Origin of the sequence: Jeotgalibacillus soli, from assembly GCF_000829435.1 — a bacterium.
Taxonomy (GTDB): domain Bacteria; phylum Bacillota; class Bacilli; order Bacillales; family Jeotgalibacillaceae; genus Jeotgalibacillus; species Jeotgalibacillus soli.
Map to the genome: position 1 here is coordinate 74,922 of NZ_JXRP01000006.1, position 18,296 is coordinate 93,217.

Consider the following 18,296-nt stretch of genomic DNA (forward strand, 5'->3'; position numbering starts at 1 on the left):
GTTATTCCCCTGTTTTTTCACTTTTTTGTCGACTGAAACTTTTATAAAATTCTTTAAAATGCACCTGGAATAAAATACAATTAATGTAATGTGAATACTGAATGGAAGGGAGATGGAAAAAACGAAAAGTATTAGGATAGGTATGCGCCTTACTATATTATGATGATTCCAATAATCCATATCAATAGCTTTCTTATTGTCAGCAGTTTGTTAGTTGTTTTTACCTTAATGGTGATAGTTCATTCATATGTTGCTTATCTTTATGCTTGAAAAATAGTAAAGACTCAGGAAAATTTTCGAAATCTGCAGATAAACCAATGGTAAATAGATAAGGTTGTAGATCGTTTGATACAAATAAATTTGAAATATACAGACATGGTTATTTCATTAAATACATCCATCTTCCGCTAAAGAAATGCTAAGAACAAGGATAAAAAAACATAAGAACCGCAGAACTTCCGTAACAAGTACATGTTTAAAAAGGAGGAAGATGAATGAAGCAGCAAAGAGCATCATTTTGGACGAGAGAACAGGTAAACGCTACCTTGTCAATAAGAGGAAAGGATAGCCATAAAGGAACGTTTGGAACTGGTCTGCTTTTGGCAGGAAGTGAAGATATGCCGGGAGCCGCTCTTCTTGCAGGACTTGGCGCAATGCGAAGTGGGATTGGAAAGCTCGTGATCGGGACGCCAGATGGTGTTATTCCTCTTATTGTTCCGGCTTTGCCAGAAGCAACGTACTGGCGTAATGGCTTGGAAAAAGCAAGAAAGGGGCGTTTAGAAGAGCGCTATCAAGCGATTGCCATCGGACCAGGGATAGCCTCAACACCAGATCTTGAGCAGGTGATCACACGTGTTTTTGAAATGGATTGCCCTGTTGTGCTGGATGCAGGAGCTCTTTCGGAGCGTACCTACCCTAAACGCAAACAACCAATTATTCTTACACCGCATCCTGGAGAATTTTCTCGGATAACAGGGATTCCATTGGAAGAATTGCAGAAAAATAGGGAGGAGCTGACAAAAGAGTGGGCTCAAAGGCTAGGTGTAACGATCGTATTAAAGGGAAAGGAGACCGTTGTTGCTTTCCCGGATGGTGATTGTCGTGTAAATCCCACGGGCAATGAATCCTTGGCTAAAGGAGGGACAGGTGATACATTAACTGGCATGATACTTGGCATGATATGCTGTCACGACTACTTTAAGCCAGCTGTTTTGAATGCAGTGTATCTGCATGGAGCTTGTGCTGATAAATGGACTGAAACAAACTCTCCCCATACACTTCTTGCACACGAATTAACCCATTTGCTTCCTGCTATATGGAAGCAACTTGAGAGATAGATACATAGGGTGTCTATATAGAGCTCGTTAATGTCCCAAACATAGAAAAATGATCTCCTGACCAAGATTATTCAGTGAAGCAGGATGAAGTAAAATGAGAGCCTGGCTTTGAAAAAAAGATTAAAGCCAGGCTTTTTTTATTTATGTTTTAAGTTGTTTCTAAAAGTATCGGCAGCCCTTGCTCTTTTAAATCCATGTATATTTCATATTGATAGATCGTGGTACCTAGTTTATGAGCCTTTTTAAGATTGCTCTTTTTTCCAGTATGAACATAGACATCAGCCTCAATCGCATTCTTGTGAAGAGAGGAGATGACAGCGCTATTGATTTCATTGTTTAGATTTTTTAGATGATAAGACATTGAGGACATTGAAGAAAAGGGGATTAGGCATAAAAATAAAATAGTGAGGTTAACTCTTTCTATTTTTATAATGTTGGCCTTAGTTATTGGGGGAATCTTGGGGTATTTTGCTTATAAAAAAATGGTGTAGAAAAAGCTGTACGTGAGTATTTAATTGAAAATGGAACAGCGGAAAGTGGGATTGAGAGTCTAGAACCTTTTGTTGCAAATATAGCTCTGGAACTGTTGTCTGCAAGCCTTATTGGAAGAAATTTAAAATAGAAAATGTACATATACTACCCTTTTCATTATATTTGAAAAGGGTAGTTATTTTTCACTGAAAGAGTTTTAAGTATTTCTTATCCATTCATTGCATCCGGGGTTTTTCCCGTTTTATCAAGCATTTTTCCTTTGTTCGTTCCTGTTTTATTTCTTGATTGTGTTCCCGTTTGGTTTGGGACGAAATCTTTGCTGTTTTTTTTCGGATTGCTCACATTCATCACCCCCTAAATCTAATATGCCCTGTTACAGATTAGATATTTATTCATTTGATTAATGATGATTAATTGCTCGCATAAAGCAGAATTGTTGCGAACAATAGATGCAGACTCTACAATATGATCAACGTTACAATAATTTTTGAAAGCGCTATTATTTCGTGATTCTTACAAACAAAAGGAGGCAGATATGCGATGAAAGGAAAGCATTTTATTAATGGACAATGGATCGAAAGCGGCGATGGGGTGATTGATGTTTATAATCCTGCAAATGGTGAGCTTGTGGGTACCGTTCCTAATGGCGGAGAGGAAGAAGCTACTCGTGCGATAGAGGCTGCTGCAGCGGCTTTTCCTGAATGGTCTGCTAAAACGGTGTATGAGCGTGCGGAAATTTTGATGAAGTGGCATGATCTCTTGCTTGAACATAAAGAGGATTTAGGTAAAACCTTAACAACAGAAATGGGAAAACCCCTTAAAGAAGCGATTGGTGAAATCCAGTACTCTGCTTCATTTATCTCCTGGTTTGCTGAAGAAGCAAAGCGTTCTTATGGAAGGCTTGTTCCTGCGAGTGCCCCTGATAAGCGGATTCAGGTTCTCAAGCAGCCGGTTGGTGTAGTGGTATCGATAACTCCATGGAATTTTCCTGCTGCGATGATTGCTAGAAAAATGGCACCAGCATTAGCAGCCGGTTGTACATTTGTTTCCAAACCAGCTGAACAGACTCCGCTGACAGCGGTTCGTTTATTTGAACTGGCTGAAGAGGCTGGCGTTCCAAAAGGCGTCATTAATCTTGTAACCGGAGATGCAAAGGGAATTGGGGGAGTGTTTACAAGCCATCCGTCTGTAAGAAAGCTTACGTTCACTGGCTCCACTGAAGTCGGTAAAATTTTGATGAAGCAAGGTGCAGACCGGATGCTAAACCTTTCTTTAGAGCTTGGCGGACAGGCGCCAATGATCGTATTGGATGATGCGGACATTGATAAAGCGGTTGAAGGAGTAGTCGCTTCAAAATTCCGAAATGCTGGTCAAACATGTGTATGCGGCAATCGGATCTTTGTTCAGCGCTCAATCCTTGAAACCTTCACTGAAAAGCTTAAAGAGGCAACAACTAAGCTGAAGGTTGGCAATGGTTTGACAGAGGATGTCAATATTGGACCGTTGATTGATAAAGATGGCTATGAAAAAGTTCAACGGCATGTAAATGATGCAGTGGAAAAAGGAGCGACTGTACTAACAGGAGGAGAAGGCCAAGTTAATGGTGATGCGTACTTCTTCCAACCAACAGTTTTAGCAAATGCCAACACTGATATGCTGGTTATGAATGAGGAAACCTTTGGTCCTGTTGCACCAATCATGGTGTTTGATGAAGACCATGAAGCGGTTCGCCTGGCAAATGACACGCGCTTTGGATTGGCGGCTTATTTCTTCACAGAAAATCTTTCAAGAGGGAATGCGATCATGGAAGGCTTGGACTATGGAATCATCGGCTGGAACGATGGAGCCCCTTCTGTTGCTCAAGCACCATTTGGAGGCATGAAAGAAAGCGGTCTTGGTCGAGAAGGAGGAGTAGAAGGACTAGAAGCGTTTTTAGAAACAAAATATGTCTCCATTAAAATGTAGTGTTTCACTACTTTATCTATCATTGAAAAAAATGAATGGTTTTCAGAGAAGAGGGTGTCCCAAAAGTATAAAGCTTTTGGGCACCCTCTTTTTTCCGAGAAAATAGCTCTATAACATAAGAAAATCGTTCCTTTCTCGTATGGTAGGTTGTGGTGACTTTATTATACCAAAAAGGATGATTTTCTTCTTTTTTTTACCTTAGTTTATATGCTGATATTGATTCTTGCACCCTGTTGATTGGAGTGGAAGGGGCGAGACTCCTGCGGGAGAAGCGAGTCAACGGGAGACCCCGCAGGCGCGAATGCGCCGAGGAGGCTCCCGGACCGCCCGCGGAAAGCGAGTCCCTGGAGCGGAAATCAACAGGCCAACTGCATTTTGATCAGGCGATTAAATGGGTGTGGCAGAATGAATCATTCTCTTTTGTTGGAGGTGAGTCCAATCTAACGGCCCAGTCTAGAGGAGTTAAGGCAACTAAAATGGTTTTAGAAAGATATGCTGGCAAAAATGTTGTAATTGGGACACACGGAAATATTCAGGTGCTGATCATGAAGTGCTTCGATTATCGCTATGATTTTCCTTTTTGGCAGGGCCTTACGATGCCGGATATTTATAAGCTTATTTTTAACGAAAAAGAAATAGAAAAAGTTGCTAGAATTGTGATGTAGTAAAATATATCAACTTATCGTTTTGGATAATCGTCATAAATATGACATGATTTGACGTCAAACCATAACGTTGTACTGTACGGTTTTTTGTTGTATGTGCTATTCTTAGATCATCTGCATGAAAATTGAGGGGGAATGGACCTTGGGGAGGCTTTACTCCGTATTGGCCAAGTGGCGGAACTAAGCGGTCTATCTGCAAGAACGATTGACTACTATACACGCCAAGGATTACTAAATTACGAGCGATCGTCATCAAATTACAGACTCTACCATCAAAATGTTCTTCAAACATTAGAGCGAATAAAATTATTAAAAAAACAGCGACTATCCCTAACCGAAATATCAGCCGCGCTTCATATTCCAAGTATGCAAGCGATCGAGCCGTTGGTAGTTGAGGTACAAGAGGAAATAGATTCCTTGCAGCAAAAGCTGACGGCACTTGAGGAACAAATGAAAAATACCCCTCAAGAAGAAAGAAAAATTGTGTACGAAGAGCTTGCCCATAAACTTACAGATGTTATGCAGCTTTTAACATTACTTTAAATCTCGCGGAGGTGAATCCCTCATTATGAGGGAAAGAATTGGACATTATTTTAGTTGTGAATTTATTATTATTGGCTTTGCTTATTGTACTGACGGCTTTTTTCGTTGGTTCAGAATTTGCAGTTGTAAAGGTAAGGATGTCTCGAATTGATCAATTAATCGCAGAAGGCAATAAGACAGCGGTAGTTGCTAAAAAGTTAATAGATGATTTGGATTATTATCTGTCGGCCTGTCAGCTCGGTATTACAGTGACAGCACTCGGACTTGGCTGGTTAGGAAAGCCGACGGTTGAAAGAATCTTGTATCCTGTTTTTGATAACTTCGGGGTACCAGCCTCTGTATCAGCAGTAATTTCGTTTGTGGTGGCTTTTTCGATTGTAACATTCCTTCATGTGGTTGTAGGAGAGCTTGCACCGAAGACATTGGCAATCCAGTATGCTGAAAGAATGACACTGATTTTGGCGCGTCCATTATATTGGTTTGGCAAGCTTATGGCTCCGCTTATATGGACGTTAAACGGTTCAGCACGTTTACTGCTCCGTGCGTTTGGTGTTCAGCCTGCAGGTCATGAACAGGCTCACTCAGAAGAAGAGCTGAAAATTATTATGACACAGAGCTTTCAAAGCGGTGAAATCAATCAGACAGAGCTTGATTATATGGAAAATATCTTTGCATTTGATGAGCGTGTCGTAAAAGATATTATGGTACCGCGGACGCAGATGGTAACACTTGAGCAAACACTGACTCGTAAGGAGATTATTGAGACTGTTCATGAACACCAATACACACGCTATCCAGTGATGGAAGCAGGGGATAAGGACCATATTATTGGGTTTGTCAATGCCAAAGAGATGCTCACGAATTATGCGGCTGGCCGAGACACAGCATTGGTGGATTGCGTTCACGAGCTTCCAATGATCCATGAGGTCTCACCTATTCAAGATGTGCTGCGTAAAATGCAGAAAGAACGTGTCCATATTGCACTCGTTATCGATGAGTATGGCGGTACAGCCGGTCTCATTACGATGGAGGACATCCTGGAAGAAATCGTTGGTGAAATCCGTGATGAGTTTGATACGGATGAAGTAGCCGATATTCAAAAAATAAGTGAGAATACGTATCATATCAATGGGCGAGTACTGCTTTCTGACATTGAGAAAGAGTTCGGTATAACATTTAACGATAGTGATGATGTGGATACAATCGGTGGATGGTTCTATGTTCAAAACACGGATGCTGTGATGAATGATTTTATTCAAGAGGGAGAGCATCAATGGACCGTTCTTGAGATGGAGAATCATCAGATCCTTCAGATAGAACTACAGCTAAATATTGTGCCGAAAGAAGAAGCAGAAGAAGAGAAATAATACGTATTATCTAGAAATTATCGCTGTCCCGACCGTTTTTAGTGACGTGTCCAACGGGGATAAGCTGATTTTTTTATAATTTTATTTGAAAAGTCAGCTATCGCAACCAACCTGAATATATGGTAACATTTAGCTTTAAGAAGGGCATTCTGCTGTACGCTTTTTCAGAAAAGTGCTATCTTTTTATCATATGTTCTTAAAATAGGGAGGGATGGACCTTGGGAAGGCGTTATTCTATATTGGGCATGCGGCGAAATTAAGCGGGTTATTTTCGCGAATGATTAATTCTTTTATACAGGGTATGGATTGCCGACATTCATGCGTCCATTTCAAGGCCACGAACTTAATCATAATCGTATTCTTAAAAATTAATGAACTAATTAAACATTTTAAGCATCATCGCTTTTATCTTTTTAATGTTCACAGATCATATGTGTTATCGATTTAACTTTTATAATCTCCTGGAGGTGAATCCCTCGTTTGAGGGAAAGAATTGGACAGTATATTACTATTAAATTTGTTTTTAGTGGCACTTCTAATCGCACTGACGGCTTTCTTCGTTGGTTCAGAATTTGCAGTTGTAAAGGTAAGGATGTCTCGAATTGATCAATTAATCGCAGAAGGTAATAAATCAGCTGTCATTGCAAAAAAACTAATCACTGAATTAGACTACTATCTTTCAGCCTGTCAGCTGGGTATCACAGTAACAGCGCTTGGATTAGGTTGGCTTGGAGAGCCGACTGTCGAAAAGATTTTACACCCAGTCTTTAATGATTTTGGGGTTCCTGATTCTGTTTCGACCATCATCTCTTTTGCCGTTGCATTTTCAATCGTTACGTTTCTTCACGTCGTGATTGGAGAACTAGCACCAAAATCACTTGCGATCCAGTTTGCTGAAAAAATGACACTGCTGCTGGCTCGTCCTCTGTACTGGTTCGGTAAGCTAATGTACCCGCTTATTTGGACGTTAAACGGTTCAGCACGCGTGCTGCTTCGTACGTTTGGTGTGCAGCCAGCAGGTCATGAGCAGGCACACTCTGAAGAAGAGCTGAAAATAATTATGACACAGAGCTTTCAAAGCGGTGAAATTAATCAAACAGAGCTGTCGTACATGGAGAATATCTTTGATTTCGATGAGAGAGTTGCAAAAGACATCATGGTACCTCGTACACAAATGGTGACACTTGAACAAGCTTTTGGCAGAGAAGAAATCATCGCCGTTCTTGACGAGCATCATTATACACGTTATCCAGTGACCGAGGACGGAGATAAGGACCACATCGTTGGCTTTATTAACGTCAAGGAGATGCTTACAGAATTTGCAATTGGAAGAAGTGAACGTCAACTTTCGGAATTTGTGCATGAACTGCCATTGATTAATGAGGTGACTCCTATACAAGAAGTTCTGCGTAAAATGCAGCTTGAACGAGTTCACATGGCGCTTGTTATTGATGAATATGGCGGTACGGCAGGTGTAATTACGATGGAGGATATTCTGGAGGAAATCGTTGGTGAAATCCGCGATGAATTCGATGATGATGAAGTTCCAGATATTCAACAAGTACGTGAAGATCTCTATCATATTAACGGCCGAGTTTTACTTTCGGAAATTGAAAAACGTTTCGGTATAACGTTTAAAGAAAGCGAAGATGTTGATACGATAGGTGGATGGTTCCAGGTTCAGAATATGGAGGCGGAATTAGAGGTTTCAGTCGACCATGGAGAGCATCGATGGACTGTGCTAGAAATGGAAAACCATCAAATCCTGCAGGTAGCTTTACAACTCCGTGCAATTCATGAAGAAAATAGAAGCGAAACTATTAACGAATAAGAAGAGTGTCGAGAAGGCTATAGCCTCTCGACACTTTTTTTGTTTTTTGTAAACCTGTTTTAATTACTTCTCAATCTACATGAATAAACATATAGTAGGTAGTAAATGTGCTACTAAGGCAAGGTGATGCTTATTTTAAAAAAAGGAATGGCTATAATCGTCGGCAGTTCATTGTTAAGTCTAGGACTGAATGGGTTCTTAGTACCCTATCAGTTGCTCGATGGCGGGATCATTGGAACTGCACTTATTCTTCATTATTACTTTAACTTTCAGACTGGACTATGTATCATTTTGCTAAGCATCCCTTTATTTATATATGCCTGGTTTCATGAGCGGATATACTTTTACAACAGCCTTCATGGGTTATTGCTTTCATCGCTGATGATTGATTGGCTGGCTCCCTTGGAAACGCAATTTACTGTTCCGATCCTTCCTAGCTCGATAATAGGAGGTTTCTTAATTGGCATCGGGATTGGTCTTATGCTTCGATATGAGACAAGCACCGGAGGAACCGATTTATTAGCGCAATTTATTTCTAAATGGCTTTCCTTAAATATAGGTATTGTTATTTTGATTGTAGATGGTTTTGTCGTCGTGGTGGGATATAATGTGCTTGGACTGCAGAGTTTTCTTTATTCAAGCTTAACGATTTGTGTGGTGGGGCTTATGACTTCTTTGATTGCAACAAAGAGATCGATTTAAATGGGGAATACATATAAAGTAACATAACGTAAAACGAGGGTCGGCTGTCAGTAGTTCACAGTCGTCCTTCGTTTTAATTGAATGTATCGGTAAGTATTTCCTGAGCAAGGTTGACGGTAGTGGATTTGCACTATCCCTAACCTGTTAAACCTTCCACGAGAATTCGTTATGTCGTCATTAAGTAAAATCACCTCTTGAAATGTTCGTTGAATAGGTAAACAAAAGAACGTTTACTCTACTGTAATCACCTTATCGCAGATTATTCTCTACTTGTATTAACTTTTTTATGAGAGTACCATATAATGTTTGACAATTCCCACTTCTCCTAGTAAATTTAATACATACTTAAAACCGACTAAAACGATATGAATTAAACGAATTCACATATAATAAAATTGAAATAGAAATAAGAGGGTGAAGAAATGAAGAAACAAGTGAATATAAACTGGGGAAAGAAAAATCTCACAGCAACCGTTCAGTTTCCGCACTCCTACAATCTAAAAAATGAAAATAAGCAGTATCCTATAATGATCATTTGCCATGGCTTTATTGGCAGTAGAATTGGGGTTGACCGGCTTTTCGTTAAGTCTTCTGAAGAGCTTTCCGCAAAAGAAAGCATTGTTCTTCGGTTTGATTATGCTGGCTGTGGTGAAAGTGATGGGAACTATGGGGAGAATCGTCTTCAGGATTTTATTGAACAGACAATAGCCGTGATTGATTTTGCCGCTAAGATAGAGAAAGTCGATACAGAAAATCTCGTATTGATTGGACATAGCCTTGGAGGGGCGGTTGCTGTACTTACAGCAGCAAGAGATCAACGAGTAAAGAAGCTGATTCTCTGGGGTGCCGTTGCTAATCCCTATAATGATATTACAAACATTGTAGGAGTGAAAGAAGTGGAAGGGCTACAAGAAGCAGCAGAGTTGGATTATCTAGGGTATTCACTCACGAAAAACTTCTTTCGTTCTTTATTAAAATATCGTCCGTTACGTGAGACGTCCAAATTTGCAGGTGATGTATTGATCGTTCACGGGACAGAAGATGAAGATATTCCCTTTCAGTATTTGAATGATTATGATGAGGCCTTTCAAGCAAGAGCTTTTGGAACATGTGAAAAGAAGGCCGTGGAAGGTGCTAACCATACATTTTCTTCTCGTGATGGCTATACACAGTTAATTCATGCAACAATCAATTGGCTTGGGAGTAAAGAAGTGCTAGCTGAGCGTGAAAGAACGCATGCAATGACCTAAGGCGTGGCACTAAAATTTCATTCTCCTACTGCGAGAAAGGTTAGTAAAAAGGACCTCCTAATCATGAAGGAGGTCCTTTATTTATATGGAATAATTACGCCACTCTCCTGAAGCAGCACCCATCATAAAAGCGTTGGGCACGTTTGTTATCACCCATGACATATCAGCATAGTCGTGATCTTTCGTGAAATGTTTGCATGCTTGGAATAGTTCATTAGCTGCATTTGTACTCCTACATTCTTCTATAATATATAAATCATTTAATAACGCTGCCTTACTTGCTTGTAGTGTACTGTATGTAAAATACAATGTTGCAAAACCAACTAACTTTTCATTTTTTCAACAACAAATTGAATTCCCTCTTTATGATTAAGCAGTGTATAAATAAGCTGATGAATGTTTTCAAATGGCAGTTTTGGTCGTCGATAAAAATCAACGACATACTTATACATTAGTTCAGTTAATTGATTAATATCTTTAAATTCAGCATTTCTAACAACTATAGTCATACTCATTTCTCTTCATTGCAAGGCTGTATATTTATTATTTTACAGTACTTTACTGATGATTTTTTCAGTTTAATTGAACTGGATGCATGAAGAGAAGAAAAAATATGAATATAAAGACACTCAGAGTGATTTGTGAGCGTCTTTGTTTATGAATTTTACTTTTATAAATTATTTGGTTTATTATTTTTTCGCCCTAAACTTAGTCTGTTAATTTAGAGGAAATGATGTATGTTTTCTAATTAAGAAGGAAAATATAAGGCGATTGAACAGAATGGTTTGGCTGAATTATGGAGGTGTTATGTGTGGAGGATAAATTAATTCCTGTTACTTCTGTTGCATCAGGCTTTGGTATAGAATTTTCACCCAATGCTTATATGTATACGAATCAGGTTGTTAATCTTTTTTTCGTAGGAACAGATGGAGGATGGGTTTTGATTGATGCAGGTATGCCGAAGTCGGCTGAAAAGATTCGAGCAGAGGCTGAGGAAAGATTTGGAAAAGGCAGCAAGCCGGAAGCGATCATACTGACACACGGTCATTTTGACCATGTCGGAGGAATTGAAGAATTAGTAGAGTGGTGGGATGTTCCAGTCTACGCTCACGAGCTGGAGCTGCCTTTTTTACAGGGTAAAATAGATTACCCTGAACCTGATTCCTCTGTAGAAGGAGGAATGGTAGCGAAAATGTCGCCCATTTTTCCAAATGAAGCGATTAATCTGGGAAGTCATGTGCAGAATCTTCCAAAAGATGGAAGTGTTCCGTTTATGCCAGGCTGGAAGTGGATTCACACTCCGGGCCATACACCTGGCCACATCTCATTATTTCACGAACAAGACCGGATATTAATCGCAGGAGACGCCTTTGTTGCGGTAAAACAGGAATATCTGTATAAAGTTATTACACAGGAACTAGAAATTAGCGGGCCGCCTCGATACTTTACAACTGATTGGCAGGCGGCCTGGGATTCAGTAAGAAAGCTTTCAGCATTAAAGCCTCGCATAGCGGCAACTGGTCACGGCGGAGTCATGTCAGAAGAATTACTGACTAGCAGCCTCGATTTGCTTGTGAGTGAATTTGAAACGATTGCGATACCTGATTATGGACGTTTTGTAGATGAAGGAACATATCATTAAAAGATTGATCCTGAACGTAGCGTGTTGCGTGCAGAGACAATATAGTAGGATCGTTTATTTTCTCTTTAGGTGTGGAGTCTAAAGAGATTTTTTTGATCATCTTTTTATGAGTAGGGATCAATGCTCTATTATTAAAATACATATCGTTCGCGAGAGGATGCTTTACAGATTAATCCAGAGATGGAGTAGGGTTGCTACTCTTTGTTATCAAAAAACACATGCTCGATGGACACGGTTTTCTCAATTTCAATGACCCCGTAAGAATAGTGCTGTTGGCGGCGTTTATCAGTCGGCGAGCCAGGGTTAAACAGAATTGGTTTGTCATTTGTCTTCAAAACGGGGATGTGGGAATGGCCATAGATCAAAATATCAATGTCATCGTCTTTAAATACGTCCATTGCCCGCTTCTCTGTCGTTTTTCCTTTTCCATCTCCATGAGTAATCCCAATCTTCACTTCACCAAAATGAAGGATCTTTTTTCGATCAAATAATTTGTGAAGACCCTCCTCATCTATATTGCCCGTCACGCCTTCTACAGGAGCGTATTTTCTCAGCTCATCATATACCTCGGCTGTTTGCCAATCCCCTGCGTGAAGAATAAGGTCCGCGTCCGTTAAGCCTTTTTTTAAAGCCTCGGGAATCTTCTTTGCCATTTTGGGCATATGAGTGTCGGATATAACGATCATTTTCATATTAAGCTCTCCTGTTTTTAGTAAGGTTGATTTTTAGAAGATAGGCTATGTTAAAGGTAATGGTTGGTTTTGGCACTCTGTTGTTGATTGGAACGGATACTTGAGACTCCTGTGGGAAATGCGAGTCATCGGGAGACCCCAGAGGCGCAAAGCGCCGAAGAGGCTCCCGGACTGCCCGCAGAAAGCGAGTGCCTGAAGCGGAAATCAACAGGCAAGTTTAACAGATTCATAAGATAAATAACTGTTATTTTATGGTGTAAATCTTTTAGGGAATATACAATGAAGATGACTTACAATTTAAAGCGCAGGTGATAAAGATGTTCGCATGGAGAATCCTTTTTATCACTCTTTTTAAATCGGTTTAATGAGAGGGCGATCTATTTGCTGGATGAGCCTGAGGCGGCATTGTCCCCTCAAAGGCAGCTTGCGTTTTTAAGGATTGTTCGTGATTTAACGAAGAATAATGAGTGTCAGTTTATTATCGCTACACATTCTCCTATTCTATTAGGATACCCGGGTGCGACAATTTTAAGCTTTGATGATGGAACGATTGAAGAAATGGAGTATGAAATGACGGAGCATTATCAGCTCACAAAGTACTTTCTACAGCATAGAGAGAAGCTGTTAAAGGATTTGTTTAAGGAATAACTTGAAATCCAGAAAACAGGTAATAGCAGTTTGCGTGCTGATTTCCTGTTTTCTGGTTTAAAAATCTAATAAACGATATATGTCACTTTAATGGGCCCGTGAACGCCTACTACAAGCTTCATCTCGATGTCAGCCGAGTTGCTTGGACCGGTGATAAAGTTGATACAGGATGAAAGAGCGTCCCCATCCTGTATTTTGTTATGGATGATAGATGTTGCCTGAGTCATTCTAGGGACGATTGATTCAGCTGGGATAAGAGCAATATAAACGGTTGGGAGAAGACTTACCGCTCTCCCTTTTTTCGCTCCGCTGAACAGTACTACAGTACCTGATTCAGCGAGTGTAATATCGCTGAAGGTAATACCGATATTGGCTTTTTCAGCGAGCGGAATGTTATTGTCCCCAATCGATGGATCCCAAATAGAAGTATCGTCTCTTTCAAACAGGGAGGAGAGACCGCTCTGTTCGAAGCGTGGATCATCCCATGTAATAATGGGACCGCCTCCATATGATTCGATTACATAATTCAACGTTTCCTCTAACGTATTTTCTGGTTTCACACGTACGAAATCTGTATGAATAATCTGGCATTGCTTTTCTAATACAGCGATTAATTCTTCCTGTGTAGCATTTTCTAAAACTCGATGCTGAGGGGAATAGGACCACTCAGGCAGTGTGACAGCGGGTTCGATCGTGTCGCGTCCAAGCCTAGAGGAAATGTTTTTTAGAAAAGAATCGCTATTATGAACGGTACCTGTTTTCATCAATGCGGCCCCCTTTTGCTCTTGATTTCATCCAATCACGGAAGCGTTCCTGATCAGGAGCCGGGAATTCTCGGCTATCCGTCCAAGACTTTAAAGGTCCCGGTCCTTTTGAAATGGACTGATTTTCTCCAACAAAAGGCTTCATCGCCATAGGGGCAAATTTGCTTCCCATTTGGTAGAGGGCAGGTGAAGAGATCCCGAATCCAAAGGCTTTCATGATCAGTTTCTCGCTTACAGGCGCTTTTCCTTCTCGTTCAACAATCACTTGTCTGTGCTTATGCAAAAGATCATGCAGCGGGATTTTAACTGGACAAGCTTCTGAGCAGGCGGCGCACAAAGTAGAAGCATAAGGAAGCTCTTTATGATCCTCATATCCTTCAAGTAATGGTGTCAGCACCGCACCGATCGGCCCTGGATAAATGGAGCCGTATGAATGACCGCCAACGTGACGATAAACAGGACACACATTGATACAAGCCGCACAGCGAATGCACTGAAGGACGGATTGAAAATCAGTACCCAGGATTGACGAACGTCCATTATCCACAATGACTAAATGGAATTCCTCAGGACCATCGACTTCGCCTTCTGTTCGCGGACCTGTTAAAGCCGTCACATAGCTTGTCAGCTTTTGACCTACCGCACTTCGCGTCAACAAACTCACTAAAATATCAAGCTCTTCAAAGGTAGGGACAATGCGCTCCATTCCCATCACTGTGATCTGCGTTTTGGGCAGGGCTGTAACGAGCCGGGCGTTTCCTTCATTTGTAACAAGACTGATTGAACCGCTTTCAGCTACGGCAAAATTACACCCGGTGATACCGATATCCGCTGATAGAAATTCCTTGCGAAGCAGCTCCCGTGCATGGAGGGCTAGTTCTTCTGGCATCTCGCTTTTTGTGTAGCCTAATTTGGCTTTAAACACATCGCGTATTTGCTCTTTATTTTTATGAAGGGCTGGCGTGACAATGTGGGAGGGGGGATCATGGTCGTCAACCTGCAAAATATATTCACCGAGATCCGTTTCAATGACTTCACAGCCGGCTTCTTCAAGACAGGCGTTTAAGCTTATTTCCTCTGTGACCATTGATTTAGACTTTACGACTTTTTTGCCGTTTTTTGATTGAACAACATCACGAATATAGTGATTCGCTTCCTCTGCTGTTGCAGCAAAAAAGACGTGACCGCCGCGTTTTATGATGTTTTCGCTCAATTGATTCAAATAAAAATCAAGGTGTTCTATTGTATGCTGGCGAATTTCCTCTCCAAGTGAACGCCATTCCTCCCAGTTCCCAAGCTCCTCTATTGCGCTCGCCTTTCTTTGCTGAAAACGCTCCTGTGCACTGGATACGGCTCCGCGCATAAACGGGTTATTAAGTCCTTTTTCCACTCGTTGGTGAAAAGGCCCTTCTCCAATTTTGATTGACATGGACTCATCTCCTTTATTGGCTATTTAACACCTCTGCGATATGCAGTACCGTTACTGGGCTTTTTTTGCGGTCGATTCGTCCTTTAATATTCATCAAACAGCCACAGTCGGCTCCGATGAGAAAATCCGCTTTTGAATCTTCTATATGAGATACCTTTTCATCCACCATTTGTTCAGAAATCTGTCCCATTTTTACAGAGAAGGTTCCGCCAAAGCCGCAGCAGTCCTGAGATTTATCCAAGGGAATAACCTCCAATCCTTGAACATTATTTAGAAGGGTAAAGGGCTCGCTTTTCGCTCCAAGAAGGCGAGTCATATGACAGGACGTATGGACCGTTGCTTTACCATTCAGCGTGGCCCCAAGATCCTCGCGTTTCAACACCTGTACAATAAATTGTGTGAGCTCATATGTTTTATTTGCGACAAGCTGCGCACGGTGCTGCCAGTCAGGTTCATCCTTTAAAATATGCGGATATTCCTTGAACATGGTTGCACAAGAGCCGGAGGGAGTTACAATGTATTCAGCTTGTTCAAATACGGTAATCATATGTTTCATCGCTTGTTTTGCATCCTTCACATAGCCGCTATTGTAAGCAGGCTGGCCGCAGCATATCTGGCCTTGCGGAAATTCAATCTCACAGCCTAGTTTTTCTAAAAGCTCAACCGTTGCTTTACCGACATTAGAATGGAACATATCGACTAAACATGTAGCGAACAAAGTGACTTTCATGATTGCTCAGCCCCTTTAGATTAATCTATTAATATTTAGCTTAGTTAGTTGCAGTATAAATGAGATTCTCTTCATTGAAAAGGCTTTCAATAGAGTGGCTGGCTAATAAAGTATTGTGGATTGAAAAAGTAGGAGATGAAAATAGGATTATTCGTTTTACAGGCCATGCTCTGTGATTTGCAGGCCGTCGTGTGAATTTACAGGCCGTGCTCAATGATTTGCAGGCCATCAGCCACAATTTACAGGCCATCGTCCAATAAGCTCCCAACAATAAAAAAGAAGGTCCTCAATTAAGTGGACCTTCCAACAGTTAAGGCTTTTCTTCAATAACAGGAGCTTCCATAGGCATGCATTCCTTATTTGAATCGGTTTTGTCTTTAGAAAGGAACCAACCACCAATACCGATCACAAGAAGAACGGACCAGAAGATGATTTTCCACGTTGTTCCTTTTGCGAAGTCTTGAGAAATAATCGCTAGCTCTGGGTGAGCCATAGCATATACAGCAAGCTTTACACCTACCCAGGCAACCACAAGATAAGCGGCTGTTTCAAGTCCAGGCTTGCGATCGAGCAAAGTAACGAAATAGTTTGCAGCGAATCGCATGATCACAAGACCAATAATACCTCCGGCAAGAACGACTGCAAAGTGACCGCCGTCCAATCCGCCTATCGTTGGCAGGTTCGTTGTAGGAAGCATTACAGCTAACGCTACTGCAGCTAAAATCGCATCGACAGCAAACGCAATGTCAGCTAATTCAACTTTAACGACAGTCATCCAGAAGCCAGACCCTTTTTTCTCTTTCTCCTGCTCTTTTTTCTTTAAATAGCCTTTTATTACGTGCTTTTTAAGTAAGTGGTAGGCGGCAATACCAAAAAGGTAAAGGGCACCGATCGCTTGAACCTGCCATATATGCACGAGGTACGAAATAAGAAAGAGTGAACCGAAACGGAAAACAAACGCTCCAGCTAATCCGTAAAATAATGCTTTTTTACGTTGTTCTTCAGGTAAATGCTTTACCATTGTTGCGATTACAAGCGCATTGTCAGCAGCTAAAACTCCTTCTAGTGCAATAAGGATAAGAAGCACCCATCCATATTCCAACAGCAACGTAATTTCCATTTTCTATCCCCCTTTAAGTTTTATTTTGGATTATTTTAATATCATCATGATCTGTACGGTTCACATTTTCGTTAAAGATTAACCTAGTGTGAAATCGATACGTAATGTTCTGAGAGGTTGAAGCTAATTCTATTGGCAAAACATAAGAGAAAGGAATAACAGCTTCTTCATCTGGTTTAAGCGTTTTCGACATCAAAATCGTTGCAGCTGTTTCGATTACACGTTCCTCATTTGTATTTGTATCTTTTACCACGAGATCACATTCTAGTCGCTTTAATTTTTGCTTGCTGCGACCGCATGTAAGACGAAAGGAGCCTGTCACTTTCTCTCCTGGTGTAAATTCGTGAGAATCTAGAATGAGATCAACGTGCTTTGATCGTTTACTGAAAAGATTGTTCCACATACTAAGCATGAAAGATGTCCTCCTTTATAGTCTGTTATGGGTTTCAGGCATCAAAATCGATTGTTCGACTTGAGTGTGAACCGAGATGCTTCTTGGGGGCAAATTCGTCTCCAAGGTTATGATTGAGACCATGTAAAGATTTACGGTCACGATAAAAGTAATCAAAAGTAAAAGTTTTCGATGCAGCTAAATGTTCAATTCGTTTTTCTTCTCCTTATTAAAAACTAATGATTTTTTTGTAGGATTGTTAGTGTTTAGATGGTTCTTCTCCTCCTGAAGACAAAATAAAAACCTTTACCAATTAATTGGTAAAGGTTTTGTGGATGGATTTATATCACCTTTACCAAAATGGCAAAGGTCTCGCAAGCAACAATACATGTTGCCAGTTAGGCCGGTGATGATCCACATCACGAAATGACGACATAACTGTAAGCTACTCCCCTTTGGAGTTATATGCTCAATATGAGCGCTAGTCTTAACTCTTTGACTATTGAAATTATAATATGATGATTCGAATTAAATGTCAATATTTTTTTATTGATAATTTAAAAAGAAGACTTTGTTAAACTTGCTAGTTGATTGCAGCACGCTGGCGCTCGCTTCCCGCGGGCGGTTCGACGCTCCTTGGCTCTATTACGGAGGCTGCTGAAAAAGTCGCATATTTTCAAACTCATAAAATCACTTCCCAAAACAACATTGATTTTTACGATTGATTG

The 18,296-nt window shown here is 40.7% G+C and carries 19 protein-coding genes and 1 pseudogene; 10 read left to right on the top strand and 10 right to left on the bottom strand.

Features of this window, described 5'->3' with window-relative positions; all coding sequences use genetic code 11:
* Positions 1-494: 494 nt before the first annotated feature.
* Positions 495-1,337 (top strand): NAD(P)H-hydrate dehydratase, encoded by an 843-nt coding sequence (locus KP78_RS01220; protein ID WP_041085607.1) that lies wholly within the window; start codon positions 495-497, stop codon positions 1,335-1,337.
* Positions 1,338-1,485: 148 nt separating this feature from the next.
* On the opposite strand, the gene KP78_RS20415 is transcribed toward KP78_RS01220, so the two are convergent.
* Positions 1,486-1,698, bottom strand: a complete 213-nt coding sequence (locus tag KP78_RS20415) for a hypothetical protein (RefSeq protein WP_157841414.1) — start codon at positions 1,696-1,698, stop codon at positions 1,486-1,488.
* A gap of 338 nt (positions 1,699-2,036) precedes the next feature.
* Positions 2,037-2,171 (bottom strand): small acid-soluble spore protein N, encoded by a 135-nt coding sequence (gene sspN / locus KP78_RS01225; RefSeq protein ID WP_041085609.1) that lies wholly within the window; start codon positions 2,169-2,171, stop codon positions 2,037-2,039.
* A gap of 198 nt (positions 2,172-2,369) precedes the next feature.
* Here sspN and KP78_RS01230 point away from each other — a divergent pair, with 198 nt between their 5' ends.
* The 7 genes from KP78_RS01230 (at position 2,370) to KP78_RS01260 (ending at position 10,152) form a co-directional block, all read left to right on the top strand.
* Positions 2,370-3,794, top strand: a complete 1,425-nt coding sequence (locus tag KP78_RS01230) for an NAD-dependent succinate-semialdehyde dehydrogenase (protein ID WP_041085611.1) — start codon at positions 2,370-2,372, stop codon at positions 3,792-3,794.
* A gap of 242 nt (positions 3,795-4,036) precedes the next feature.
* Positions 4,037-4,459 (top strand): histidine phosphatase family protein, encoded by a 423-nt coding sequence (locus tag KP78_RS20885; RefSeq protein ID WP_268747495.1) that lies wholly within the window; start codon positions 4,037-4,039, stop codon positions 4,457-4,459.
* A gap of 135 nt (positions 4,460-4,594) precedes the next feature.
* Positions 4,595-5,002: a MerR family transcriptional regulator gene (locus KP78_RS01240; RefSeq protein WP_041085613.1), complete on the top strand. Its 408-nt coding sequence runs from the start codon at positions 4,595-4,597 to the stop codon at positions 5,000-5,002.
* Between the two features lie 38 nt (positions 5,003-5,040).
* On the top strand, positions 5,041-6,369 hold the full coding sequence (locus KP78_RS01245; RefSeq protein ID WP_041085615.1) for a hemolysin family protein: 1,329 nt from the start codon (positions 5,041-5,043) through the stop codon (positions 6,367-6,369).
* 493 nt (positions 6,370-6,862) lie between these two features.
* A complete protein-coding gene (locus KP78_RS01250) occupies positions 6,863-8,200 on the top strand; it encodes a hemolysin family protein (RefSeq protein WP_041085617.1) in 1,338 nt (445 codons plus the stop codon).
* Positions 8,201-8,347: 147 nt separating this feature from the next.
* Positions 8,348-8,902: a YitT family protein gene (locus KP78_RS01255; RefSeq protein WP_235420800.1), complete on the top strand. Its 555-nt coding sequence runs from the start codon at positions 8,348-8,350 to the stop codon at positions 8,900-8,902.
* Between the two features lie 422 nt (positions 8,903-9,324).
* Complete coding sequence (locus KP78_RS01260) at positions 9,325-10,152, top strand: alpha/beta hydrolase family protein (protein ID WP_041085621.1); 828 nt, start codon at positions 9,325-9,327, stop codon at positions 10,150-10,152.
* Between the two features lie 81 nt (positions 10,153-10,233).
* Here the strand turns inward: KP78_RS01260 and KP78_RS20420 are convergent, their stop codons facing one another.
* Entirely contained in the window at positions 10,234-10,461 is a 228-nt protein-coding gene (locus tag KP78_RS20420) for a hypothetical protein (RefSeq protein WP_235420801.1), read from the bottom strand.
* Positions 10,462-10,475: 14 nt separating this feature from the next.
* Positions 10,476-10,661 carry a hypothetical protein gene (locus KP78_RS20425; RefSeq protein ID WP_235420802.1) on the bottom strand — a complete coding sequence of 62 codons (186 nt, stop codon included), beginning with the start codon at positions 10,659-10,661 and terminating at the stop codon, positions 10,476-10,478.
* 302 nt (positions 10,662-10,963) lie between these two features.
* On the opposite strand from KP78_RS20425, the gene KP78_RS01270 reads away from it, so the two are divergent.
* A complete protein-coding gene (locus KP78_RS01270; protein WP_235420803.1) occupies positions 10,964-11,794 on the top strand; it encodes an MBL fold metallo-hydrolase in 831 nt (276 codons plus the stop codon).
* A gap of 194 nt (positions 11,795-11,988) precedes the next feature.
* On the opposite strand, the gene KP78_RS01275 is transcribed toward KP78_RS01270, so the two are convergent.
* Positions 11,989-12,486: a metallophosphoesterase family protein gene (locus KP78_RS01275; protein WP_041085624.1), complete on the bottom strand. Its 498-nt coding sequence runs from the start codon at positions 12,484-12,486 to the stop codon at positions 11,989-11,991.
* A gap of 321 nt (positions 12,487-12,807) precedes the next feature.
* On the opposite strand from KP78_RS01275, the pseudogene KP78_RS01280 reads away from it, so the two are divergent.
* Positions 12,808-13,134 (top strand): annotated as a pseudogene (locus KP78_RS01280) (AAA family ATPase); the annotation flags it as partial.
* A 65-nt stretch (positions 13,135-13,199) separates the two neighbouring features.
* Here the strand turns inward: KP78_RS01280 and KP78_RS01285 are convergent.
* The 5 genes from KP78_RS01285 to KP78_RS01305 form a co-directional block, all read right to left on the bottom strand.
* On the bottom strand, positions 13,200-13,898 hold the full coding sequence (locus KP78_RS01285) for a LutC/YkgG family protein (protein WP_041085626.1): 699 nt from the start codon (positions 13,896-13,898) through the stop codon (positions 13,200-13,202).
* On the bottom strand, positions 13,876-15,327 hold the full coding sequence (locus KP78_RS01290; protein WP_041085627.1) for a LutB/LldF family L-lactate oxidation iron-sulfur protein: 1,452 nt from the start codon (positions 15,325-15,327) through the stop codon (positions 13,876-13,878). The genes KP78_RS01285 and KP78_RS01290 overlap by 23 nt, the downstream gene beginning before the upstream one ends.
* 13 nt (positions 15,328-15,340) lie before the next feature.
* Entirely contained in the window at positions 15,341-16,057 is a 717-nt protein-coding gene (locus tag KP78_RS01295; RefSeq protein ID WP_041085629.1) for a (Fe-S)-binding protein, read from the bottom strand.
* Positions 16,058-16,367: 310 nt separating this feature from the next.
* Positions 16,368-17,177, bottom strand: a complete 810-nt coding sequence (locus tag KP78_RS01300) for a TerC family protein (RefSeq protein WP_052474440.1) — start codon at positions 17,175-17,177, stop codon at positions 16,368-16,370.
* A gap of 13 nt (positions 17,178-17,190) precedes the next feature.
* Complete coding sequence (locus KP78_RS01305) at positions 17,191-17,589, bottom strand: sporulation protein (RefSeq protein WP_041085630.1); 399 nt, start codon at positions 17,587-17,589, stop codon at positions 17,191-17,193.
* Between the last annotated feature and the right edge of the window lie 707 nt (positions 17,590-18,296).